This is a genomic window from Pseudomonas oryzae (assembly GCF_900104805.1).
Taxonomy (GTDB): Bacteria; Pseudomonadota; Gammaproteobacteria; order Pseudomonadales; family Pseudomonadaceae; genus Geopseudomonas; species Geopseudomonas oryzae.
The window spans coordinates 764,627-786,798 of the sequence record NZ_LT629751.1 but is presented as its reverse complement, the minus strand read 5'-3'; the positions used below and the strand labels follow the sequence as shown (position 1 = coordinate 786,798).

Annotated in this window: 22 protein-coding genes and 1 pseudogene; 14 read left to right on the top strand and 9 right to left on the bottom strand. The window is 67.3% G+C overall.

What is annotated here, in order from left to right; all coding sequences use genetic code 11:
- Window positions 1–30 precede the first annotated feature (30 nt).
- A complete protein-coding gene (locus tag BLT78_RS03645) occupies window positions 31–264 on the top strand; it encodes a cbb3-type cytochrome oxidase subunit 3 (RefSeq protein WP_090347668.1) in 234 nt (77 codons plus the stop codon).
- A gap of 63 nt (window positions 265–327) precedes the next feature.
- Here the strand turns inward: BLT78_RS03645 and madM are convergent, their stop codons facing one another.
- The 9 genes from madM to mdcA are packed head-to-tail and all read right to left on the bottom strand — an operon-like array spanning window position 328 to window position 7,658.
- Window positions 328–1,092 carry a malonate transporter subunit MadM gene (gene madM / locus BLT78_RS03640; protein ID WP_172830818.1) on the bottom strand — a complete coding sequence of 255 codons (765 nt, stop codon included), beginning with the start codon at window positions 1,090–1,092 and terminating at the stop codon, window positions 328–330.
- An 8-nt stretch (window positions 1,093–1,100) separates the two neighbouring features.
- Window positions 1,101–1,541, bottom strand: coding sequence for a malonate transporter subunit MadL (gene madL / locus BLT78_RS03635; protein ID WP_090347666.1), 441 nt, complete (start codon window positions 1,539–1,541; stop codon window positions 1,101–1,103).
- A 56-nt stretch (window positions 1,542–1,597) separates the two neighbouring features.
- Window positions 1,598–2,533 (bottom strand): malonate decarboxylase subunit epsilon, encoded by a 936-nt coding sequence (mdcH, locus tag BLT78_RS03630; RefSeq protein ID WP_090347665.1) that lies wholly within the window; start codon window positions 2,531–2,533, stop codon window positions 1,598–1,600.
- The gene (locus BLT78_RS03625) at window positions 2,530–3,156 is read right to left on the bottom strand and encodes a malonate decarboxylase holo-ACP synthase (RefSeq protein ID WP_090347664.1); all 627 of its coding nucleotides are present in this window, start codon (window positions 3,154–3,156) and stop codon (window positions 2,530–2,532) included. The genes mdcH and BLT78_RS03625 overlap by 4 nt, the downstream gene beginning before the upstream one ends.
- A gap of 16 nt (window positions 3,157–3,172) precedes the next feature.
- Window positions 3,173–3,979, bottom strand: a complete 807-nt coding sequence (gene mdcE, locus BLT78_RS03620) for a biotin-independent malonate decarboxylase subunit gamma (RefSeq protein WP_090347663.1) — start codon at window positions 3,977–3,979, stop codon at window positions 3,173–3,175.
- Window positions 3,976–4,827 carry a biotin-independent malonate decarboxylase subunit beta gene (locus BLT78_RS03615; protein WP_090347662.1) on the bottom strand — a complete coding sequence of 284 codons (852 nt, stop codon included), beginning with the start codon at window positions 4,825–4,827 and terminating at the stop codon, window positions 3,976–3,978. Before BLT78_RS03615 ends, mdcE begins: the two co-directional genes overlap by 4 nt.
- The gene (locus tag BLT78_RS03610; RefSeq protein WP_090347661.1) at window positions 4,820–5,119 is read right to left on the bottom strand and encodes a malonate decarboxylase subunit delta; all 300 of its coding nucleotides are present in this window, start codon (window positions 5,117–5,119) and stop codon (window positions 4,820–4,822) included. Before BLT78_RS03610 ends, BLT78_RS03615 begins: the two co-directional genes overlap by 8 nt.
- A 2-nt stretch (window positions 5,120–5,121) precedes the next feature.
- Window positions 5,122–5,997, bottom strand: coding sequence for a triphosphoribosyl-dephospho-CoA synthase (locus BLT78_RS03605; RefSeq protein WP_090347660.1), 876 nt, complete (start codon window positions 5,995–5,997; stop codon window positions 5,122–5,124).
- On the bottom strand, window positions 5,997–7,658 hold the full coding sequence (gene mdcA, locus BLT78_RS03600) for a malonate decarboxylase subunit alpha (protein WP_090347659.1): 1,662 nt from the start codon (window positions 7,656–7,658) through the stop codon (window positions 5,997–5,999). Before mdcA ends, BLT78_RS03605 begins: the two co-directional genes overlap by 1 nt.
- A 181-nt stretch (window positions 7,659–7,839) precedes the next feature.
- Between mdcA and BLT78_RS03595 the strand changes: the two genes are divergently transcribed.
- From BLT78_RS03595 to tssH, 13 genes and pseudogenes are all read left to right on the top strand, one after another.
- A complete protein-coding gene (locus BLT78_RS03595) occupies window positions 7,840–8,268 on the top strand; it encodes a LexA family protein (protein ID WP_090347658.1) in 429 nt (142 codons plus the stop codon).
- Between the two features lie 2 nt (window positions 8,269–8,270).
- Window positions 8,271–9,563: a translesion error-prone DNA polymerase V subunit UmuC gene (umuC, locus tag BLT78_RS03590; protein WP_090347657.1), complete on the top strand. Its 1,293-nt coding sequence runs from the start codon at window positions 8,271–8,273 to the stop codon at window positions 9,561–9,563.
- Between the two features lie 11 nt (window positions 9,564–9,574).
- A complete protein-coding gene (locus tag BLT78_RS21520) occupies window positions 9,575–10,006 on the top strand; it encodes a hypothetical protein (protein ID WP_172830761.1) in 432 nt (143 codons plus the stop codon).
- 81 nt (window positions 10,007–10,087) lie between these two features.
- Window positions 10,088–11,650 carry a type VI secretion system protein TssA gene (gene tssA, locus BLT78_RS03585; protein ID WP_090347656.1) on the top strand — a complete coding sequence of 521 codons (1,563 nt, stop codon included), beginning with the start codon at window positions 10,088–10,090 and terminating at the stop codon, window positions 11,648–11,650.
- 32 nt (window positions 11,651–11,682) lie between these two features.
- Window positions 11,683–12,189 (top strand): type VI secretion system contractile sheath small subunit, encoded by a 507-nt coding sequence (tssB, locus tag BLT78_RS03580; RefSeq protein ID WP_090347655.1) that lies wholly within the window; start codon window positions 11,683–11,685, stop codon window positions 12,187–12,189.
- Between the two features lie 25 nt (window positions 12,190–12,214).
- A complete protein-coding gene (gene tssC, locus BLT78_RS03575; protein ID WP_090347654.1) occupies window positions 12,215–13,690 on the top strand; it encodes a type VI secretion system contractile sheath large subunit in 1,476 nt (491 codons plus the stop codon).
- 6 nt (window positions 13,691–13,696) lie between these two features.
- The gene (gene tssE / locus BLT78_RS03570; protein WP_090347653.1) at window positions 13,697–14,101 is read left to right on the top strand and encodes a type VI secretion system baseplate subunit TssE; all 405 of its coding nucleotides are present in this window, start codon (window positions 13,697–13,699) and stop codon (window positions 14,099–14,101) included.
- Window positions 14,102–14,112: 11 nt separating this feature from the next.
- Window positions 14,113–14,420, top strand: a pseudogene (locus BLT78_RS21915) (PAAR domain-containing protein); the annotation flags it as partial.
- Window positions 14,421–14,623: 203 nt separating this feature from the next.
- Window positions 14,624–15,535 carry a hypothetical protein gene (locus BLT78_RS03560; protein WP_090347652.1) on the top strand — a complete coding sequence of 304 codons (912 nt, stop codon included), beginning with the start codon at window positions 14,624–14,626 and terminating at the stop codon, window positions 15,533–15,535.
- A gap of 743 nt (window positions 15,536–16,278) precedes the next feature.
- A complete protein-coding gene (locus tag BLT78_RS03550; protein WP_090347650.1) occupies window positions 16,279–16,641 on the top strand; it encodes a hypothetical protein in 363 nt (120 codons plus the stop codon).
- A gap of 171 nt (window positions 16,642–16,812) precedes the next feature.
- A complete protein-coding gene (tssF, locus tag BLT78_RS03545; RefSeq protein ID WP_090347649.1) occupies window positions 16,813–18,603 on the top strand; it encodes a type VI secretion system baseplate subunit TssF in 1,791 nt (596 codons plus the stop codon).
- Window positions 18,567–19,589: a type VI secretion system baseplate subunit TssG gene (tssG, locus tag BLT78_RS03540; protein WP_090347648.1), complete on the top strand. Its 1,023-nt coding sequence runs from the start codon at window positions 18,567–18,569 to the stop codon at window positions 19,587–19,589. The genes tssF and tssG overlap by 37 nt, the downstream gene beginning before the upstream one ends.
- The gene (gene tssH, locus BLT78_RS03535) at window positions 19,586–22,171 is read left to right on the top strand and encodes a type VI secretion system ATPase TssH (protein WP_090347647.1); all 2,586 of its coding nucleotides are present in this window, start codon (window positions 19,586–19,588) and stop codon (window positions 22,169–22,171) included. Before tssG ends, tssH begins: the two co-directional genes overlap by 4 nt.
- Window position 22,172 lies beyond the last annotated feature (1 nt).

The window sequence follows — 22,172 nt, the reverse complement described above, 5'->3', positions numbered from 1 at the left end:
GCCGGGCTTTTTTATTTGCGGAGAATCACCATGACCAACGAACTCTGGCTGCTGACCTGCGTGACCCTGTTCTTCATCGCCGTGCAGCTCTGCCTGTCCGGCAGGAGCCGGCGCAGCCTGGACGAGGCGGCCATGCTGCCGTTCGCCGACGATCCCGAGGTGGCCCGGCGCATGGAACAGGCCACCGGGCGCAGCCGTACCGGTTGTGCCTGCCCGGGCACCTGCCGTGGCAACTGCGACGACTGGATCAGCTTGCGCGCCTGATCCGTACCCCGCCCAAACGCCAACGGCCCGCACAAGGCGGGCCGCTGGCGAAGGCATTGCCGATCAGCCGAACAGGCCGCGCATCACGAAGTAGATCAGCGACGGGCCGAGCAGGCAGCCGAGGGCGGTGTAGAAGGCCGCGGTCAGGCAGCCGTAGGGCACCAGCTTCGGGTCGGTGGCCGCCAGGCCGCCGGCCACGCCGCTGGAGGTGCCCATCAGGCCGCCGAAGATCACCGCGGCGCGCGGGTTGTTGAGGCCGATGAAGGGCGCGACGAAGGGCGTGGCGACCATCACCACGATGGCCTTGATCAGGCCGGCGGCGATCGACAGCGCCATCACCTCGGAGCTGGCGCCGATGGCCGCGCCGGTCACCGGGCCGACGATGTAGGTCACCGCGCCGGTGCCGATGGTGGTCAGGCTGACCGCGTCGGTGTAGCCGAAGGCCAGGGCCACCCCGGCGCCGGCGACGAAGGAGGCGAAGATGCCGACGAACAGCGCCAGTACCCCGCTGGCCCCGGCGCGCTTGAGCTCCGCCACGTTGACGCCGAAGGCGGTGGCGATGATGGCGAAGTCGCGCAGCATGGCGCCACCGAGGATGCCGAGGCCGGACAGCAGCGGGATGTCGACCAGGCCTTTCTGCCCGCCGGTATACAGGCCGCCGACGTAGGACAGCACCAGGCCGAGCAGGATGGCGATGGCCGAGCCGTGCAGGCGGCCCTTGGTCAGCTTGGCGGACGCCCAGTAGGACAGCCACATGGTCGCGCCGATCACGGCGAAGCCGCTGATCATGCCGTAGCCGTTGAGTACCTTGGTCAGGGATTCGAGGATCATGGCAATCACCGTTGGGCGCTGGAGGCGGCAGGTTTGGCAGTGGCGACAACAGGGGCAGCGGGCTTGGCTTCAGGCTCCGCGGCCACCTCGTCCTTGCGGCCGAGGCGGTCGAGCACCGGCACCAGGGCGAAGCTCAGGCTGACCGCGGCGAGGCCGGCGAGGATCGCCGCCGGGCCGCCGGACAGCGCGCCGACCACGTTCTGCTGGGCGGCCATGGCGACCACGATGGGAATGTAGATGGCGCTCCAGAACTCGATGCCCTGTTCGGTCTTGGCGCCCAGGGCGCCGCGCCTGTGCAGGTAGCTGCCGCCGAAGATCAAGAGGAGCATGGCGATGCCGACACCGCCGACGTTGGAGGGCACACCGATAAGCACGCCGAGCAGGTCGCCGACGAACAGGCCGGCCAGCGTGCAGATTGCGAGCAGGGCTACACCGTAGATGATCATTGTTGTTGTCCTTTAGTGGATCGAAGTTGTTGTTCTTGTACTTCGCGAGAGGGCGGTCAGCGGTCGGCGCAGCCCTCCTCGCGCAGCAGCGCGTCCAGCGTGTCGAGACGGGCGCCCTGGAAGGCAGCCACGGTTCCCTGTCTCAGCACCCGGCGAGCCAGTCCGCTGAGGACCGTGCCCGGAGGCAGTTCGATGTGCAGGCGCACGCCACGTTCGTAGGCGTTGCGCAGGGTGCCCTGCCAGTCGACCAGGCGGCACATGTTGAAGGCCAGGTCGTCGCGCAGGGCGCTCGGCTCCATGACCAGGCGTGCCGAGCTGCTACTCAGGTAGCGCAGCGCCGGGCGGCGCACTTCCACCTGGGCGAAGGCTGCGGCCAGTTGCGCGGCGGGTGCGTCCAGCAGCGCGCAGTGCGACGGCACGCTGACCGCCAGGCGCTTGACCGCGCCGGCGCCGAGGATACGGGCCCGCGCGCCGACCGCCGCCATGGCCGCCTCGCTGCCGGCGATCACCAGCTGGTTGGCGGAGTTGACGTTGGCCAGGTACACCGGGCTGTCCGCACCGTGAACCTCGGCCAGCAGGCCTTCCACCACCGCCCGTTCGAGGCCGAGGATGGCGGTCATCCCGTAGCCGCTCGGCCAGGCGCGTTCCATCAGTTCGCCGCGCAGGGCGACTAGGCGCACCGCGTCGGCGAACTGCAGCGCCCCGGCGCTCACCGCCGCCGCCCAGGCGCCGATCGACAGCCCGGCCACGTAGTCCGGCCGCGCGCCGCGCGCCATCAGCAGGCGGGCGCAGGACACCCCGGCGAGCAGCAGGCACAGCTGCACGGCGCGGGTGGAACGCAAGGCTTTCTCACTATCCAGCGCCAGCACGTCCTCGTCCAGCACCGCACCGGCCTCGCGCAGACAGGCGGCGACCTCGGGCGCATCCGGCAGTTGATGAAGCATGCCCGGCTGCTGGGCGCCCTGGCCGGGGAAGGCGAACAGACTGCTCATGCCGCCACCTCCTGCCACGGGTCGCGCACCAGACGCGGGCCCTGCTCGGTCTTGAGCAGCACCTGCGGTGCCGGCCCCGCCCACTCGCTCAGGGCGATGGCGCCAAGCGGGGTCTCCAGCTGCAGGTCGACCCGGCACAGGGCGCGGTCGAGCAGGCCGAGCAATTCTGCGGCAGCGCCGCGCGCCAGCGGCTGCGGCGCGCGCAGCAGCAGGTCGAGATCGCTGTTGCCGTGCAGCACCGGCGCGCCGCTGGCCAGCTGGTAGCCGACGCCGCCGGTGACGCCCCAGACCAGATCCAGGGCGTCCAGCTGCGGCGCCAGCCATGCCAGGGCGCGCAGGGCCGGCCAGGCGTCCTGCCCTGCCCCGCCGCCGGTCAGTTGCTCCGGCGCCACCCGGCGGCTGATCGCCGCCAGCGGCATCCAGCAGGCATGGCGCTGCTCGCGGCCGCGCCCGCGCACGCCCACCGCGACCTGGCCCTGCGGCGCCGGGCCGCGACGCACCACCACCGGCAGGCCGGCGGCGAGCACCTCGCGCGCCCAGTCCGGCGCGGCGGCGTCGAGCTGCGCGGCGCTCAGGCCCCACAGCAGGTCGTGGGCTTGCGGCAGTTGGTCGATGGCAGGCATGGGCGTTTCCTCCCGGTTACCACTGCGCGCGCAGCAGCTCGCGCACGCGCTGCGAGGCGGCACGGTTGGCGGCGCCGAGGCGGCCGCGCAGGTCGGTGCCGCCAGCGCGGATGTCGGCCTGCGCCTGCTCCAGGCAGGCCTGCACCCGCGCCAGGTCGTCGCCCTGCGGCGCCTCGATGGCCTCCACGCTCAGGGTTTCCCAGAGCAGGCCGAGCGAGGCGTAGCTGTCAAGGTCGTAGGCCATCGGCGGCACCTTGGCGGCGAAGGCTTCCAGTTCGTCGACCGTGCGCAAGGTGACCCGCGCGGCGGACTCCTTGCCCATGGCGTGGACCATCACCCCCGGATCGCGCAGGGCGACGATGCGGTTGGCCTGGTAGCCGTGGGCGAGGAAGGCGCCGGACATGGCCTTCCCGACCAGCAGGGCGATCACCGGGTGGCCGGCCAGACGGGCGCGGGCGTAGCCGTCCACCGCGCCGGCCAGCGCCTGGTGGATGCCGAGGGCCTCCTCGCGGCGGCCGTAGGCCTGGCTGGGCACGTCGACCACGGCGACCACCGCGCGCTTGACCGGCGCATCACGGTCGGCAGCGATCACCTCGTCCAGCGCGCGGCCGAGGCTCCAGCCTTCCAGCAGGCCGACCTCGCCGCTGCGGGCGCGCAGGAAGCGGTTCTCCGCATCCGGCACCACCGCGATGTAGCGGGCCGGCTGGCCGCCGAGGCTGGCGTCGACCACGCGCACCGAGGCCGGGTAGCCCGGCTGCTCGCCGGTGCCGGCGGTCAGGGCGCGCAGCCAGTTCAGGCCGCGTTGCGAGAGGACGGTGCTCATGCCTGGTCTCCTTGGTAGAGGGCGCGCACGGAGGCGGCGTCGGCCTGCGGTTCGGCGTCGTAGCGCGCCAGCAGGTCGAGGAAGCGGGCGTACTGGCGGCTGCGCGGCAGGGCGTCGCCGGGCTGGGCGAGGGTTTGCAGCAGGCGCGCGCGGATCACGTCCACCTCGTCGGCGACGTAGGCGTCGACCAGGCCGCAGGCGAAGCGCTGCTCGCCGCCGGTGAGGCTCCAGATGAACGGGCGATCGCGCGAGTCGTACTCGTCGAGACCGGCTTCCTGCTCGATCACCTGCGGGCCGTTGAGGCCCAGGCGCGCCTCGCGGGTCACCAGCAGGTGGCTGCACAGCGCGGCGGCGATCGACATGCCGCCGAAGCAGCCCACCGGGCCGGCGACCACGCCGATCACCGGCTGGTACTGGCGCAGCTCGACGATGGCGGCCTGCACCTCGGCGATGGCGGCGAGGCCCAGGTTGGCCTCCTGCAGGCGCACGCCGCCGGTCTCCAGCAGCAGCACGGCGCAGGTGGGGATGCCGTTGCGGTTGTCCTCGGCGGCCAGTTCCAGCGCGCCGGCCAGCTTGGCGCCGCCAACCTCGCCGAGGCTGCCGCCCTGGAAGTTGCCCTCGATGGCGGCGATCACCGCCGGATGGCCGCCGAGGGTGCCCTTGGCCACCACCACGCCGTCGTCGGCCTGGGCGACAATGCCCTGGGCCTCCAGCCACGGCGACTTGACGCGGGCGAAGGGGTCGAGCAGTTCGCGCAGGCTGCCCTGATCGAGCAGCGCGGCGGCGCGCTGACGGGCGCCGAGTTCGACGAAGCTGCGACTGTGCAGCAGTGCATTCAGGTCAGACATCGCTCACCTCCTCCAGCGCCTGCTCCAGACGCAGCCGCACCACACCGGGGGTGGCGCCGAAATCGTGGATATCGACGTTCAGGGCCGGCGGGTTGCCACCGGCGAACATGCGCTCGAACAGGTGGCGCCAGCGCTCGGCGCTGCCGTTCACCGAGGTGACCACCTGGATGCTCAGGGTGCCGGCCTGGCCGGGCTCGAGCAGCACTTCCAGGTCGCCGGAGCCGACGCAGCCCACCTGAGCGCGCCGGCTTGCCGGCAGGCCGGCGGGGAAGGCAAAGGACAGGGTTTCCATGTTCACAGGCTCCCAATCTGCGCCCGGAGCGTCGGCTCCAGGCGGTCGAGGAATAAAGTCGCGGCGAGCAGATCGGCTGCACCGCCGGGCGAGGCATTCAACCTCAAGAGACAGACGTCCAATTCCCTGAGCCTGCGGCGGCCGGCCAGGCTGGCGCTGCCGCCAGATTCCAGCACCGCGCGGGCGCCGTCCTGCATGCAGGCAAGGCCAGCCGGGCCGGCGCGGTGCAGCACGCAGGTGTCGTCGAGCTGGGCCATGATCGCCAGCAGTGCGTCCAGGCGGGCGTGGCTCTCGCCGGCGCCGGCGGCGCGGCTGCGCTTGAGCTGCGGCAGGCCGTGGTGCAGCGCGCCGGGGAAGCCGGCCTGGGCCTCGGCGCGGGCGCCGCCGACGCCGTAGCGCTGGCGCACACGCTCGCCGTTGCTCGGCGCGCGAACCGGCACGTGGCGATCCTCCAGCCGCGCCAACCGTGCGGCGCGCAGGGTCACGCCTGCCGCGCTCGGCTGCGCCTCCTGGGCGGCGGCGGTGACCAAGAGGCCCAGCGCCCAGATCGCCCCGCGGTGGGTGTTGACCCCGCCGGTGACCTCGAGCATCTGCGCCTCGCCGTCACGGCCGAGGCGGCCGAGGGTCTCGCGCAGGGCCACATCGACCTGCCCGGCTTTCTCGCCGGCGGCGGCCATGGCGTGGAAGGTCGGCCACAGCGACCAGGCCGAGGCGTGCATCAGCTCCAGGCTGAGGTCGTGGTGGGCGCCGCTGCCGCGGCGGTCGACCAGCGCCGGCTTGGGCGACAGCTCGACCTCGTCGATCAGCGCCTCGACGGCCAGGTCGGCGAGCGCCTCGGCCAGACTGAGTTGCGGGCGTGCCGCAATCCGGGCGTTCATCACCAGCTCCTGAACTTGGCGGGCGGGTTGTAGAGGCCGCCGGACCAGTCGACCAGCTCGGCGATGCTCTTGGCGGCGAGCAACTCGCGACTGGCGTCGGTGCGGCGGATGCCCAGATCCTCCGGCAGGGCGATCAGCCCCTCGCGGCGCATGCGCTCGGTGTCTTTCGGATCGTGGCGCAGGCCGATGGCAGTGACCCCGGCCACCGCGGCGATCATCGCCTGGCGCTCCTCCAGCGAGCGCGCCTTGTACAGGTAGGCGATGCCTTCCTCGGTGAGCAGGTGGGTGACGTCGTCGCCGTAGATCATCACAGGCGCCAGCGGCATGCCGACCTTGCGCGCCACCTCCACCGCGTCGAGCTGCTCGACGAAGGTGGGTTTGCCGCCTTCCTGGTAGGTCTCGACCATCTGCACGACGAGCTTCTTGCCACGCTCGAGCAGAGTCACCGGCTCGGTCATGTCCAACCAGGCGGGGGTGGCATGACGGCGGCCGCGCGGGTCGTGGCCCATGTTCGGCGCGCCGCCGAAGCCGGCCAGGCGGCCGCGGGTGACGGTGGAGGAATGGCCGTCGCCGTCGACCTGCAGGGTCGCGCCGATGAACAGGTCGACCGCGTACTGGCCGGCCAGCTGGCACATCATGCGGTTGGAGCGCAGCGAGCCGTCGCGGCCGGTGAAGAACACGTCCGGGCGCGCCGCCACGTAGTTCTCCATGCCCAGTTCGGTGCCGAAGCAGTGCACGCTCTCCACCCAGCCGGTCTCGATCGCCGGAATCAGGGTCGGGTGCGGGTTGAGGGTCCAGTTGCGGCAGATCTTGCCCTTGAGGCCGAGGCGCTCGCCGTAGGTCGGCAGGATCAGCTCGATGGCCGCGGTGTTGAAGCCGATGCCGTGGTTGAGCGACTGCACCTTGTGCTTCTCGTAGATGCCGCGGATCGCCATCATCGCCATCAGCACGTGCACCGGCTTGATGTGGCGCGGATCGCGGGTGAACAGCGGCTCGATGTAGAACGGCTTGTCGGCCTGCACCACGAAGTCGACCCAGCTGGCCGGGATGTCCACGCGCGGCAGGTCGCGCACGTCGTCGACGATCTCGTTGACCTGGACGATGACGATGCCGTCGCTGAACGCCGCCGCCTCGACCAGCGCCGGGGTGTCCTCGGTGCTCGGCCCGGTGTAGATGTTGCCTGCGCGGTCGGCGACGAAGCCGGCGACCAGGGCGACGTTGGGAATCAGGTCGACCAGCAGGCGCGAGTACAGCTCGATGTAGGTATGGATGGCGCCGACCTCGAGCAGGCCGTCCTCCATCAGCTGGCCGATGCGCAGGCTCTGCGGGCCGGCGAAGGAGAAGTCCAGCTTGCGGGCGATGCCGCGCTCGAACAGGTCGAGGTGCTCGCTGCGACTGACGCTCGGCATGATCATGTGCAGATCGTGCAGGCGGCCGGGATCGACCTTGGCCAGCGAGCGGGACAGGAAGTCCGCCTGCTTCTGGTTGTTGCCTTCCAGCACCACGCGATCGCCCGGGGCGAGCAGTGCTTCCAGGGCGGCGACGATCCGATCGGTCGGCAGGACCACGCCGTCGGCCAGCTGGCGCACCTGGGCGAGGCGGCGCTGCTTCTCACTGCGCCGGCGCGACCACTGCGGCGGGGGGGAAATTGTTGTTGTCATGGCTACTCCACGAGGTTCCGCTGTCGTGGAGTCACGGTAGGGTTCGGCGGGGGGGCGTTCAATCAAGCCCGGCGGTCGATCGTTACGATCAGGTTAACGATTGCGCGAGGCGACCGGCTGCGTTGACCCGCGCGCCGGCCGCCCTATACTGTATACAAATACAGTATTCGAGCATTCCGCCATGCCCCTCGACCGCCCTGCCCCGCTGGCTGCCTCGTCACAACGCCTGCCGCTGTTCCTCAGTCCCATCGCCGCCGGCTTCCCCTCGCCGGCCGACGACTACATCGAGGCCGAGCTGTCGCTCGACGAGCTGTGCATCCGCCACCCGGCGGCGACCTTCCTGCTGCGCGCCCGTGGCGACAGCATGGAGGGCGCCGGGATCTTCGACGGCGACGTGCTGGTGGTCGACCGCTCGCTGAGCCCACGCGCCGGCCAGGTGGTGGTGGCGCTCATCCAGGGCTCCTTCACCTGCAAGCACCTGGAGTACGAGGACGGCCGACCGCTGCTGCGCGCCGCCAACCCGCGCTACGCCGACCTCCGCCTGGCTTCGGCCGAGGAGCTGGAGGTGTTCGGCGTGGTGACCACCTGCATCCACCGCCTGGCGCCCTGAGCATGTACGCGCTGGTCGACTGCAACAGCTTCTACGTCGCCTGCGAGCGGCTGTTCCGCCCCGACCTGCGCGAGCACCCGGTGGTGGTGCTGAGCAACAACGACGGCTGCGTGATCAGCCGCAGCAGCGAGGCCAAGGCGCTGGGCATCGGCATGGGCGAGCCGTACTTCAAGCTCAGGCAGCGCGGCGCCCTGGCCGGCGTCGAGGTGTTCAGCTCCAACTACGCGCTGTACGGCAACCTGTCGGCGCGGGTGATGCGCGTACTCGGCGAGCTGGCGCCGCGCCTCGAGCAGTACTCCATCGACGAGGCCTTCCTCGACCTCTCCGGCCTCGGCGAACCGCTGCCACTCTATGGCCGCCGCCTGAAGAGCGAGGTGCAGCGCCTGGTGGGCATTCCGGTGGGTGTCGGCATCGCCGCCAGCAAGACCCTGGCCAAGCTGGCCAACTGGTGCGCCAAGCAGCACAGCCGCAGCGGCGTGGTGGTGATCGCCGAGCCGGTGCGCCACGAGAAGCTGCTGCGCCTGGCGCCGGTCGGCGAGGTGTGGGGCATCGGCCGCCGCCTGGCGCCGCGCCTGGAGCTGATGGGCATCCGCACGGCCTGGGAGCTGGCAAGCCAGGAGCCGGCGCAGATGCGCCGCATGTTCGGCCTGCCGATGGAGCAGACGGTGCGCGAGCTGCGCGGCGAGCGCTGCTTCGCCCTGCACGACGGCCCGGAGCCGAAGCAGAGCATCGCCTGCAGCCGCAGCTTCGCCGAGCGCATCACCGAGCTGCCGCCGCTGCGCGAGGCGCTGGCCAGCCACACCCTGCGCGCCGCCGAGAAGCTGCGCGCGCAGGACGCCTGGTGCCGGCTGCTGCAGGTGCACCTGCGCACCGGCCTGCACAACCCCGGCGAGCGCCAGTACCAGCGCAGCGCCAGCGTGCCGCTGGCCCGCGCCAGCCGCGACAGCCGCGAACTGGTCGCCGCCGCCCAGCGCGCCCTGGCCAGCCTGTACCGCCCCGGCTATCGCTACCAGAAGATCGGCGTGGTACTGCTGGAACTGGCCCACGCCGGCGAGCTGCAGGACGACCTGTTCGCCCCGCCACCGCGCCCCGGCAGCGAGGCGCTGATGGCCACCCTCGACCGCATCAACGCCCGCCACGGCCACGGCACCGTGCGCCTGGCACGCATCCCGGCGCAGCCGCAGTGGGCGATGCGCCGGGAGCTGAAATCGCCGGGGTATGTGAGCCGCTGGGGGGAGTTGGCGGAGGTGGGAGGAGCCGAGCATGCGGCAGGACCTGCAGTGGCCAACCGGTAACGTGATGGGAAGTGGAATGGCGCGGTTTTACAGAGCGCGCGAATGTTCCGAAATGCCAGAAAGTGCTCACGCCAAATCCCGCAAGAGCCCATTCTCTTGATCTGCATCATTTCATTATTGAAAAGCGCACCCATACATCAACTCGAAAACAATCAAGACCAACCCAGCCATCACCAACTGCGCAATTAATTGCACAGTCAAAAAGCCACAACAACCAGGGAGCATCAAGACAGACCAGTCGATTGATATCAGACCAGCACTATATCGATATCAAATCAACATCAGACAAAGAAAAAACCCGATCGCACCGGCGTTGCAAACAAGGCAACGCATTCCCAGCAAAGCCAAGCAGTTCACACACTAATAACTTGATCGACCGTTTTTCGACCACTAGCATGCTGCGCATTCGAAATCATATGCGCAACTTATTGCACAAAGATTAAGTGCGCAAAAAATTGCGCAGCCGAATTTCGAATACTCACCCACGAGAGACAGGGGCGTCACTCGTAACAACCGAGTCAGGGATGATGCACTTCAAGAAGCTCGCCGAGCACTATATCGACCTAGCCAATACGCCTATTGATACCAGCGACTTCGCTGGTGCCGACGTACGCTATTCGGTCGAGTTCGAAGTGCTGGAAGGCGAGCTGGGCAAATCTGCAGCGCTGCATGAAACCTCCGCCGTCGACTGGCAGAAGATGCTCGAAGGCAGTGAAGCACTGCTGGGCCAGCAATCCAAGGACCTGCGCGTCGCCGCCTGGCTGAGCTGGGCGCTCTACCAGCGGGAATCCTTCGCCGGGCTGCAGGCCGGGCTGGCCATGCTGCACCAGCTGTGCAGCCGGCACTGGGCCGAGCTGCATCCACGCAAGCCACGCACCCGCGCCGCCGCACTGACCTGGCTGCTGCCGCGCCTGGAGCAGGCGCTGGCCGTGCAGGTGCCGGTAGGCGAGCAGCTGCCGCTGTTCCGCGCCATGGCCAGCCACCTGCGCGGCCTGGACGACTGCCTGACCAGCCATCTGGGTGAAGAGGCCCCCCTGCTATTGCCGCTGTGCCGCCGCCTCGACGAGCTGGTCGAGCGCGCCAGCCAGGTCCATCCCGAAGCCGGCCCGGTCGGCGCCGCCATCGCCCAGGTCAAGCAGGCCGCTACCCAGATCATCAACCCCACCGGCGTGGTGGAGAACAGCAAGGACGCCCAGCGCAACCTGCGCAACCTGCAGGAGCAGGCGCGGCCGCTGTGCAGCTGGTGGCTCAGGCAGAAGGCCGGCGACCAGCGTGCCCTGCGCCTGGTGCGCACTCTGCTGTGGCTGCCCATCGACGCCGTGCCCGAACGCAACGCCGAGAAGATCACCACCCTGCGCGGCCTGCCGGCCGACAAGCTGGCCAGCTATCGCGAGCGCTTCAAGCAGGGGCTGTACGCCGACCTGCTGCTCGACCTGGAAACCAGTATAGCCCGCGCGCCCTTCTGGCTGGACGGCCAGCGCATGGTCTGGGAGTGCCTGCTGGAGCTGAACGCCGCTCAGGCGATGCTGGAAGTGGAAATCCAGCTGGCCCTGTTCCTCCAGGGCCTGCCGGGGCTGGAGGAGCTGCGCTTCCATGATGGCAGCCCGTTCGCCGACGCCGAGACCCGCGCCTGGATCGACGCCCATGTGCGCCCACACCTGCAGGACCCGGCGCCCGCGCCCGCCCATGTCCCCGGCGAAACCGGCGCCCTCCCCCCCTGGGAGGAGGCCCTGCTGCACGCCCAGGGACAGCTGCGCACGGACGGTCTGAAGGTCGCCGTGCAGCACCTCAAGCAGGGCCTGAACCGCGCCCAGGGCGGTCGCGAACGCTTCTTCTGGCAACTGGCGATGGCCCGCCTGTGCTTCCAGGCGAAGAAGTACGAACTGGCCCGCACCCAACTCGAATCGCTCGACCAGCTGCTGCAGACCTCCGGGCTCGGCAGTTGGGAGCCCGACCTCGCCCTGGAGGTACTGCACCTGCTGCACAGCTGTTGCGAGCTGCTGCCGCAGAACCACGCCGTGCGCGAACGCAAGGACGAGATCTACCGCAGGCTGTGCCATCTCGATCTCGAGGTGGTGCTCGACTAGGCCCCCGGGCCACCCACGCAAAGGAGAACACCATGGCCAAAGAAGGCTCGGTAGCCCCCAAGGAACGCATCAACGTCACCTTCAAGCCCGCCACCGGCGGCGCCCAGGAAGAGCTCGAACTGCCATTGAAGCTGATGGTGCTCGGCGACTTCACCCAGCGCGCCGACGAGCGCAAGCTCGAGGACCGCAAGCCGATCGCCATCGACAAGCACAACTTCGACGAAGTGATGGCCAAGCAGGAGCTGAGCCTGACCCTCGCCGTGCCCAACCGCCTGCAGGACGAGCCGGGCGACGAGGAGCTGGCGCTGCAGCTGCGCCTCGAGTCGATGAAGGACTTCAACCCGGCCAGCCTGGTCGAGCAGGTGCCGGAGCTGCAGAAGCTGATGGAACTGCGCGACGCCCTGGTCGCCCTGAAGGGGCCGCTGGGCAACGCCCCGGCCTTCCGCAAGGCCATCGAAAGCGTGCTCGCCGACGACGATTCGCGCGAGCGCGTGCTCACCGAACTGGGCCTTGCCGCCCAGGACAAACTGGACGCCTGAGCCCGACCGACAAGGACGCCACCCCATGAGTACCCAAGCAGCAGTACAAAGCAGCCGCAGCGCCAGCGAACTCGGCATTCTCGACCGCATCATCGCCGAAACCCGCCTGACACCCGACGACGAGGCCTACACCATCGCCAAGCGCGGCGTGTCCGCCTTCATCGAGGAGCTGCTCAAGCCGCAGAACGAAAACGAGCCGGTGAAGAAAGCCATGGTCGACCGCATGATCGCGGAGATCGACGCCAAGCTCAGCCGGCAGATGGACGAGATCCTCCACCACCCGCAGTTCCAGTCCCTGGAGTCCGCCTGGCGCGGCCTCGAGCTGTTGGTCGAGCGCACCAACTTCCGCGAGAACATCAAGCTGGAGATCCTCAACGCGTCCAAGCAGGACCTGCTGGACGACTTCGAGGACAGCCCGGAAGTGGTCCAGTCCGGCCTGTACAAGCACGTCTACACCGCCGAGTACGGCCAGTTCGGCGGCCAGCCGGTCGGCGCACTGATCGCCAACTACTTCTTCGACCCCAGCGCCCCGGACGTGAAGACCCTGCAGTACGTCGCCAGCGTCGCCAGCATGGCCCATGCGCCGTTCATCGCCGCCGCCGGGCCGAAGTTCTTCGGTCTGGAAAGCTTCACCGGCCTGCCGGATCTCAAGGACCTCAAGGACCACTTCGAGGGCCCGCAGTTCGCCAAGTGGCAGAGCTTCCGCGAGCAGGAAGACGCCCGCTACGTCGGCCTGACCGTGCCGCGCTTCCTGCTGCGCACCCCCTACGATCCGCAAGAGAACCCGGTGAAGTCCTTCGTCTACAAAGAAAGCGTCAGCGCCAGCCACGAGCACTACCTGTGGGGCAACACCGCCTATACCTTCGCCACCCGCCTGACCGACAGCTTCGCCAAGTTCCGCTGGTGCCCGAACATCATAGGCCCGCAGAGCGGCGGCGCGGTCGAGGACCTGCCGCTGCACCAGTTCGAGAGCATGGGCGAGATCGAGACCAAGATCCCCACCGAGGTGCTGGTGTCCGACCGCCGCGAATATGAACTCGCGGAAGAAGGCTTCATCGCCCTGACCATGCGCAAGGGCAGCGACAACGCCGCGTTCTTCTCCGCCAACTCGGTGCAGAAGCCCAAGTTCTTCGGCAACAGCGAGGAAGGCAAGCTCGCCGAGCTGAACTACAAGCTCGGCACCCAGCTGCCCTACTTGTTCATCGTCAACCGATTGGCCCACTACCTGAAAGTGCTGCAGCGCGAGCAACTGGGCTCCTGGAAGGAGCGCAGCGACCTCGAGCGCGAGCTGAACAAGTGGATCCGCCAGTACGTCGCCGACCAGGACAACCCCAGCGCCGAAGTTCGCGGCCGCCGTCCGCTGCGCGCCGCGCAGATCGCCGTCAGCGAGGTGGAAGGCGAACCGGGCTGGTACCGCGTCAGCCTCAGTGTGCGTCCGCACTTCAAGTACATGGGGGCGGACTTCACCCTGTCGCTGGTCGGCAAGCTGGACAAGGAGTAAGCGGCCATGGCTTACGGCAGCCTGTTCGAACGTCTCGGCGGTGCAGCCGGCCAGCGTGCTGGCTGGAGTCACGAAGTCGCCGTGATGGCTTCGGTGGCTGCCCACCTGGCCAAGATGCTCAGCACCCGGGCGGGCAGTGTACAGACGCTGCCCGACTACGGGTTGCCCGATCTCAACGACATGCGCCTGTCGCTGCACGACTCGCTGCAGCAGGCGCGCAGCGCCATCGAACGCTTCATCGAGGCCTACGAACCGCGCCTGCGCCAGGTGCGGGTGGTTTCCCTGCCGCGCGACCACGATCCGCTCAGCCTCAACTTCGCCATCGAAGGGCTGCTGGAAGTGGACGGCTTGCGCCGTCAGGTCAGCTTCGCCGCCCGCCTGGACGGCAGCGGCCAGGTCAGGATCAGTTAAGGAGAACGACGATGTCCGGCAAACCCGCCGCCCGCCTGGGCGATCCCACCGCCTGCCCGCTCCCCGGCCACGGCAGCAACCCGATCGCCGCCGGCTCGCCCGACGTGCTGTTCGACGGACTGCCCGCCGCGCGCCTGGGCGATGTCTCCGCCTGCGGGGGGCCATGAGCGGCAACGTGATTGCCAACGTGCTGATCAATGGCCAGCCGGCGGCGGTGCTGGGGAGTGTCGGGAGCCATGGAAATGTGGTGGTGGGGGGATCGGGGACGGTGATTATCGGCAATAGCTATACGCCAGCGCCGTTTACCGCACCGGCTCCGGTAATTATTCCAGGATTCGATGAACAGTTCGTGCTCAAGGATGCGCAAGGAAACCCCATTGCCAACCGACAGTACTTGCTTGTGCGAGAGAACGGCCAGCAGGAAGCCGGAGTCACCGATGCCCAGGGTCTGACACACCGGCTGGCAGAACACGTAAGCGCCGAGAAAATCGATATATACATAGCCGCTGGAGGTTGAAGAACATGGCACAGGATGTGATCAACACTCCATCAGGCACCTACAAAAAGGTGGCGACCAAACAGAGCACGCCTACTGCAGATAGGGCACCGAAGGCTGTGGTACTCGATCAGGGGCTAACTGTGTTTCTTGGCGGGGCAGGCATGGTCGGTTCTTACAACGGCGACATGGTTGCCGCCCTGAAAGAAGCCGGCATTGCGAATCCTGTCTTCGCTAACTACTCCGCCCTCATCGCAGGGCTGGACAAATATGTACCCTCGTTCATCGACATGCTTGGCGATGCCTCTGCGGTGGTTCTCTACAATCAAGACGAAAACGATCCAGTTGTATTCGAGTACGGTGAACTGCAGAAATGCACCTACGGCAACGAGTACATCGAGAAGAAATACCTGTTCGGCCTGGTCACGATTCGAGAACACGAGCAGATCGAATGCACCCCAACCAGCGACCTGTTCGCGATCAAGCTCAGTCGGGACATTAAAGAAATCAAGGCCTCCGATTTTTCGCTGACAACGATCGGGATCAGTCACCCTATTCCCACCGCGGGGCAGTTCAACATCATCGGTTACTCATGGGGCGCGGTTATTGCAGCACGCACCGCGATATTCCATGCACGCAAGGGGATCATCGTCGATCACCTGATCCTGATTGGCGCGCCAATAAACGTCAGTTTGAAAAATGCTGTCATCAACCACCCCAACATCCTCAACACCCACATCGTCGATCTGGTGAGCCACGGCGACCCCATCTATGCAGGCATGACAGACAAGAAAATTGTCGACTGCATTCCCATACTCAGGAAACAAATGTTCGACGGGGGCAAGGACGGACATTTCTATTACTCTGCCGACAACGCAGAGGCACGAAATCGACGACGCCAACTAGCCAAATCCCTTTACACCTTGGGACTTCGATAGTCATGTGCCGCTACCCAATAGCCATTACCTCACTACTTATGCTGATCGTGACACTAAACGAGCCCGGCAGCAATTGGCCTATTGATATTCGAATTTTTGACCATCGTCTCCAAGGAAACTTCTTGTACTGGCTATTCTCCTTCAGCGCAGCCGCTTACATCCCACTCACGATTGCCAGCGCGATCCTGTTTAGCATTGACCTCGTCACACTAGCCAAGAACAAAACGAAGAGAAATATTTTTAATCTATTATTTTTTTCAGCAATAAACGTGCTGGCTCTGTACAGATTCAACAACTGGGTAATGAATGAGATCTTTTAGTGCACAACCTGTTTGCAGAGGCAGTGCGCGATTTTCGGCGGGCTGCTATGGCACAAATCGCGCCCCTTCGCCACTTACGTTCCAGCGAAAGTTTTCAAGAGGTTTGCATATGGCCACGCACCGAGCTCTCCGACATGCAGCCACTACTTCTGCATCAGGCTTAATTCTATTTATTTTGAATTTACTATTTTTTGCCAAGCCGCTGTATATCCCGTACTCCGAACTATTCCAGTTTGGACAGGCATACCAGGGCGAAACTCGTGCATCTATGTACAATCGTTATGTTTTCACTGTCATCGCACCTTGCAGCTTTCTCCTTGGCGGCGCACTGGCATGGTTATTGATCGCACGCGGATGGGTAGCTTTCGTTTCAGCAACGCTGATTCTCATAGCCATTTTACTGACTGTAGCTGGAGTAAGGTGATGACCAGACTGGCCATATCTTGCGGTGCTTTCGCAGCGTTGCTGATTGCACTAGGTGCAGGATGGCTTTACGTAAAGCTCAGTTTGGCCACAGATACTCAGCATTACATGACCTACTGGAATGAATCGCGCTCCTGCTACATCAATACGTACACCCCAAAATTTTCCTCACTTGGGGCACTTGGATGGATCGTAAGGCTCTTCAGCAGCGGCTCATTCTTCCGTGTTTACAGCAAAGACGGCATCTTGCTGAAGAGCTCGGAGTGGCTGCTCTGGCAACGCGAGTTTGCCGAGTCCGAAAAGGCGATCTGGATACACGGACGAGCTATCTACCCCACTGACAGTGGGTATGAAGAAGGCTAGGCGATCGAAGCATGCATGTAAAAAGGCTTCTACCGCCAGCCATCGGAACTCTATTAGAGCCTTTACGCGCGTCCTGGTGCAGGCAGCTCTGCCGCCCTACCGGCGATGCGTATTCGCGAACGCTGTGAAGTCTGGATTCCCCTCAGGCGCTATAACGTCAAGGATTGACCCGTGTCTTTCAACCACTACTACCAGAGCGAACTCAACGCACTGCGCCAGCTCGGCAAGCGCTTCGCCGAGCGCAGCCCGGCGCTGGCGCCGTTCCTCGGCCAGAGCGGGCGTGATCCGGATGTCGAGCGGCTGCTCGAGGGCTTCGCCTTTCTCACCGGGCGCCTGCGCCAGAAGCTCGACGACGAGCTGCCGGAGCTGACCCACTCGCTGATGCACCTCTTGTGGCCGAACTACATGCGCCCGCTGCCAGCGTTCAGCATGCTGCAGTTCGAGCCGCTCCAGCGCCCCGGCCCGGCATTGGCGGTGCCGCGCCACACGCCGGTGGAATCGACACCGATCCAGGGGGTGAGCTGTCGCTTTCGCACCTGCTACGCCACCGAGGTGCTGCCGCTGGCGCTGAGCGGACTCGACTACGCCGCGCAGGGCGATGGCGCGCTGCTCAGCCTGCGCCTGACCATGTGCGCCGACGGCCATCTCGGCGAACTCGAGCTGCGCCGCCTGCGCCTGCACCTGAGTGGTGAGCGCTACATCAGCCAGCTGCTCTACCTCGGCCTGCTGCGCCACCTCGAGGGCATCCGGCTGGTCGCCCTCGACGCCGACGGTCAGCCGCTGCGCGATGCCAGTGGCGAGGCGCTGCCCGCCCTGCGCCTGGATGCCGGGCAGGTGCAGCCGGTCGGCTTCGCCGAGGACGAGGCGCTGATCCCCTACCCGCTCAACACCTTCCGCGGCTATCGCTACCTGCAGGAGTACTTCGCCTTCCAGGACAAGTTCCTGTTCGTCGACCTGCTCGGCCTGGACGCCCTGCGCCGCCTGCCGGAGGAGCAGCTCAAGCGGGCGCGCGGCCTCGAGCTGCGCTTCGACATCCGCCAGGCCGGCGTGCAGCGCATCCGTCCGACCCTCGATAACCTGCGCCTGTACTGCACCCCGGTGGTCAACCTGTTCGCCCACGACGCCACGCCGATCCGCCTCGACGGTCGCCAGGACCAGTACCTGCTGCGCCCGGCCGAGCACGACCCGCAGCACTGCGGGGTGTTCTCGGTGGACCGGGTCACCGGCTGGAAGCCTGGCGGCATGGGCTACGAGGAGTACGTGCCGTTCGAGTCGTTCGAGCACGACGCCAGCTTCGACGTGCCGCGCGCGCGCCCGCACTACAGCGTGCGCCAGCAGCCCTCCTTGCTCGGCGACGGCCTGGAGACCTGGTTGAGCTTCGGCGCACGCCAGCTCGACCGGCAGGAAACCCTGTCCATCGAGCTGACCTGCACCAACCAGAACCTGCCGCGCCAGCTGGGCCCCGGCGACATCTGCCGGCCCTGCGAGGGCACTCCGGAGTTCCTGGTGTTCCGCAACATCGGCGCGGTGACCCCCAGCTACGCGCCGCCGCTACACCGCGACTACCTGTGGAAGCTGGTTTCCAACATGTCGCTCAACTACCTATCGCTGGCCAACATCGAGGCGCTCAAGGTGATCCTCGAGACCTACGACCTGCCGCGTCACTACGACCAGCATGCGGAGAAGGTCAGCCAGCGTCTGCTCGGCGGCCTCAAGGGGATCGCCCACCAGCACGTCGACCGCCTGCACCGCGGCCTGCCGGTGCGCGGGGTGCGCACCGAGCTGCTCATGGACGCCGACTGTTACCTGGGCGAGGGCGACCTGTTCCTCTTCGCCTCGGTGCTCAACGAATTCTTCGCCCTGTACGCCAGCCTCAACTCGTACCACGAGCTGCGCGTGCAGAGCACACAGGGAGAGGTGTACCAATGGACACCGCGCATGGGGCAGCAGCCCCTGCTCTGAGCCGGCTCGGCCGCAGCATCCGCGAGTACAGTCTGTTCCAGGGCGTGCTGCTGGTGCTGGAGCGCCTGCGCGCGGCCCATCCGCAGCTGGACGAACAGGCGCTCTACGAACGTCTGGAGTTCCAGGCCAACCCGAGCCTGGGTTTTCCCGGCAGCGACATCGAGCGCGTGCAGTTCTTCGAAGAACATGGCGAGCTGCGCGCGCGCCTGTGCGTCAACCTGGTCGGCCTGTTCGGCGCCGGTTCGCCGCTGCCGGCCTTCTATGGCGAACAGGCGCTGGGCGATGGCGAGGACGGCAACCCGACCCGGCAGTTCCTCGACCTGTTCAACAACCACCTGCAACGCCTGTTGCTGCCGATCTGGCAGAAGTACCGCTATCACGCGCGCTTCGCCAGCGGCGCCCGCGATCCCTTCTCCGCCCAGCTGTTCGCCCTGATCGGCCTGGGCGGCGAGCCGATTCGTAACGCCTCAGAGCTGAACTGGAAGCGCCTGCTGCCCTACCTCGGCCTGCTCAGCCTGCGCGCCCACTCCGCGGCGCTGATCGAATCGGTGCTGCGCTACTACTTCAAGCATGCCGAGCTGTACATCGAGCAGTGCCTGGAGCGCCAGGTGACCATCCTCGCCGAGCAACGCAACCGCCTGGGCCGCGCCAACAGCCGGCTGGGCGAGGATCTGGTGCTCGGCGAGCAGGTGCGCGACCGCAGCGGCAAGTTCCGCATCCATATACGCCAGCTTGGCTGGCAGCGCTTCCACGAATTCCTGCCCCTCGGCGACGGCTACCAGCCGCTCTGCGCCCTGGTGCGTTTCACCCTGCGTGACCCGCTCGACTACGACATCCGCCTGGAGCTGCGCCACGACGAGCTGCGCGAACTGCGCCTCGCCGCCGACAACCCCTGCCGCCTGGGCTGGACCAGCTGGCTCGGCCATGCACGGGCCGACGGCGTGGTCACCCTGGGCAGCCGCAACCATCAAGGACCGATGCAATGATCAATGTCGATTTGCAACAACTGGTACAGGCGCTCGACGCGCAAACCCGCCGCGATCTCGAAGGCGCCGCCGGGCGCTGTGTCGCCCGCGCCGGCAGCAAGATCCTGGTGGAAGACCTGCTGCTCGGCCTGCTGGAACGCCCCGACAGCCTGCTGCTGCGCGCCCTGCAGGATGCCGGCGTGGCCAGCGACGAGCTGGCCGGCGTGCTGCAACCACGCGGCGAGGCCAGCGAATCGCGCAACCCGGTGTTCTGTGCCGAGCTGGTGCAATGGCTGCAGGATGCCCTGCTCACCGCCAGCCTGGAACTGGGACAGAGCCAGATCGACCAGGCCGCCCTGCTCCTCGCCCTACTGCGCAACCCGCTGCGCCACGCCGGCACCCGCTACCAGCCGCTGCTGGCCAGGCTCGACGCCGAACGCCTGCGTGACTACGCCCTCAGCCAGCAGCCCCCCAGCGCAGCCGGCAAGCCGGCGACGAGCGGCGAATCGGCGCTGGTGCGCTTCACCCATGACTTCACCGCGCAGGCCCGCGCCGGCAAGCTCGACCCGGTGCTGTGCCGCGACGCCGCGCTGCGCCAGATGATCGACATCCTCGCCCGCCGGCGGAAGAACAACCCAATCGTGGTCGGCGAGGCCGGGGTCGGCAAGACCGCGCTGGTCGAGGGCCTGGCCCTGCGCATCGTCGCCGGCGAGGTACCGGAGGCGCTGCGCGGTGTCGAGCTGCGCGGCCTGGATCTCGGCCTGCTGCAGGCCGGCGCCAGCGTCAAGGGTGAGTTCGAGCGCCGCCTGCAGGGGGTGATCGACGAGGTGAAGGCCTCCCCGCAACCAATCATTCTGTTCATCGACGAGGCACACACCCTGATCGGCGCCGGCGGCCAGGCCGGTGGCTCGGACGCCGCCAACCTGCTCAAACCGGCGCTGGCCCGCGGCGAGCTGCGCACCATCGCCGCCACCACCTGGAGCGAATTCAAGAAGTACTTCGAAAAGGACCCGGCGCTGACCCGGCGCTTCCAGCCGGTACAGCTGCACGAGCCGAGCGTCGGCGAGGCGGTGACCATCCTGCGCGGCCTGGCGCCGGTCTACGAGAAGAGCCACGGCGTCTACCTGCGCGACGACGCGGTGGTGGCTGCCGCCGAGCTGTCCGCCCGCTACCTAGCCGGTCGCCAGCTGCCGGACAAGGCCGTGGACGTGCTGGATACCGCCTGCGCCCGCGTGCGCATCAGCCTCGCCGCCGCTCCCGAGGCGCTGGAGCGCCTGCGCGGCGAGGCCGCCGAACGGGCACGCCAGCTGCTGGCCCTGCAACGGGATCGCCAGGCCGGCCTGCCGGTGAGCGACGAACTGCTCCAGCTGCTGGAAGAACGCTTGGCCGAGATCGACAACGAGGCCACCCTGCTGGAAACCCTGTGGCTGACCCAGCGCGACATGGCCGAGCAGCTGCTGGAGCTGCGCCGCCAGTTCGCCGCCGCGCGCGAGGATCAGGCAACGGATGCCGAGCAGCTCGGCGAGCTGGCAAGGCAACTGCACGAGGTGCAGGCCCTGCTGAGCGAAGCACAGCACGGCGAGCGCCTGGTCAGCCATGAGGTCTGCCCGCGCCTGGTCGCCGAGGTGATCAGCCAGTGGACCGGCGTGCCGCTGTCCCAGCTGGCCCGCGAGCACAACGCGCGCATCGCCAGCTTCGCCGCCGACCTCGGTCAGCGCCTGCGCGGCCAGCAACAGGCGGTGCAGGCCCTCGACCGCGCCATGCGCGCCAGCGCCGCCGGCCTCGCCCGGCACGACGCCCCAGCCGGGGTGTTCCTGCTGGTCGGCCCCAGCGGAGTAGGCAAGACCGAGACCGCCCTGGCGCTGGCCGACCTGCTGTACGGCGGCGAACGCTTCCTCACCACCATCAACATGTCCGAGTTCCAGGAAAAGCACACCGTTTCGCGGCTGATCGGCGCGCCGCCCGGCTACGTCGGCTACGGCGAGGGCGGCATGCTCACCGAAGCAGTGCGCCAGAAACCCTGGTCGGTGATCCTGCTCGACGAGGTGGAGAAGGCCGATCCGGACGTGCTCAACCTCTTCTACCAGATCTTCGACAAGGGCGTGGCCAACGACGGCGAGGGCCGCGAGATCGACTTCCGCAACTGCCTGATCCTGCTCACTTCCAACCTTGCCAGCGAGCGCATCGCCGCGCTCTGCGCCGGCGGACGCCGCCCGGATGCCGACGAACTGGAGCAGGCCATCCGCCCGCAGCTCAGCCAGCACTTCAAGCCGGCGTTGCTGGCGCGCATGCGCGTGGTGCCCTACTACCCGGTGGATGGCGAGGTGCTGCACGAGCTGGTCGCGCTCAAGCTCGCGCGCTTCGGCGAACGCCTGGCCAAGCGCCAGCTGCGCTTCAGCCACTGCAACGGGCTGGTCGAGCACCTGGCCGCGCGCTGCAGCCACGGCGACAGCGGCGCACGGCTCATCGATCACCTGATCGAGCGTCACCTGCAACCGCAGGTAGTCGACCGCCTACTCGACGCCATGGCCTGCGGGGAAACCCTGCAACAGGTGCACGCCACCCTCGATGGCGAAGGAGCCGTGGTCTGTGAGTTCGCCTGAA

Coding starts and splice junctions, on each gene's coding strand:
- BLT78_RS03645 (WP_090347668.1), top strand. CDS start 31: ATGACCAACGAACTCTGGCTGCTGACCTGCGTGACCCTGTTCTTCATC.
- BLT78_RS03560 (WP_090347652.1), top strand. CDS start 14,624: ATGGCACAGGATGTGATCAACACTCCATCAGGCACCTACAAAAAGGTG.
- BLT78_RS03610 (WP_090347661.1), bottom strand. CDS start 5,119: ATGGAAACCCTGTCCTTTGCCTTCCCCGCCGGCCTGCCGGCAAGCCGG.
- BLT78_RS03625 (WP_090347664.1), bottom strand. CDS start 3,156: ATGCCTGCCATCGACCAACTGCCGCAAGCCCACGACCTGCTGTGGGGC.
- tssB (WP_090347655.1), top strand. CDS start 11,683: ATGGCCAAAGAAGGCTCGGTAGCCCCCAAGGAACGCATCAACGTCACC.
- madL (WP_090347666.1), bottom strand. CDS start 1,541: ATGATCATCTACGGTGTAGCCCTGCTCGCAATCTGCACGCTGGCCGGC.
- tssG (WP_090347648.1), top strand. CDS start 18,567: ATGGACACCGCGCATGGGGCAGCAGCCCCTGCTCTGAGCCGGCTCGGC.
- BLT78_RS03595 (WP_090347658.1), top strand. CDS start 7,840: ATGCCCCTCGACCGCCCTGCCCCGCTGGCTGCCTCGTCACAACGCCTG.
- BLT78_RS03550 (WP_090347650.1), top strand. CDS start 16,279: ATGACCAGACTGGCCATATCTTGCGGTGCTTTCGCAGCGTTGCTGATT.
- mdcH (WP_090347665.1), bottom strand. CDS start 2,533: ATGAGCAGTCTGTTCGCCTTCCCCGGCCAGGGCGCCCAGCAGCCGGGC.
- BLT78_RS03605 (WP_090347660.1), bottom strand. CDS start 5,997: ATGAACGCCCGGATTGCGGCACGCCCGCAACTCAGTCTGGCCGAGGCG.
- mdcE (WP_090347663.1), bottom strand. CDS start 3,979: ATGAGCACCGTCCTCTCGCAACGCGGCCTGAACTGGCTGCGCGCCCTG.
- umuC (WP_090347657.1), top strand. CDS start 8,271: ATGTACGCGCTGGTCGACTGCAACAGCTTCTACGTCGCCTGCGAGCGG.
- mdcA (WP_090347659.1), bottom strand. CDS start 7,658: ATGACAACAACAATTTCCCCCCCGCCGCAGTGGTCGCGCCGGCGCAGT.
- tssC (WP_090347654.1), top strand. CDS start 12,215: ATGAGTACCCAAGCAGCAGTACAAAGCAGCCGCAGCGCCAGCGAACTC.
- tssE (WP_090347653.1), top strand. CDS start 13,697: ATGGCTTACGGCAGCCTGTTCGAACGTCTCGGCGGTGCAGCCGGCCAG.
- tssA (WP_090347656.1), top strand. CDS start 10,088: ATGATGCACTTCAAGAAGCTCGCCGAGCACTATATCGACCTAGCCAAT.
- BLT78_RS03615 (WP_090347662.1), bottom strand. CDS start 4,827: ATGTCTGACCTGAATGCACTGCTGCACAGTCGCAGCTTCGTCGAACTC.
- tssH (WP_090347647.1), top strand. CDS start 19,586: ATGATCAATGTCGATTTGCAACAACTGGTACAGGCGCTCGACGCGCAA.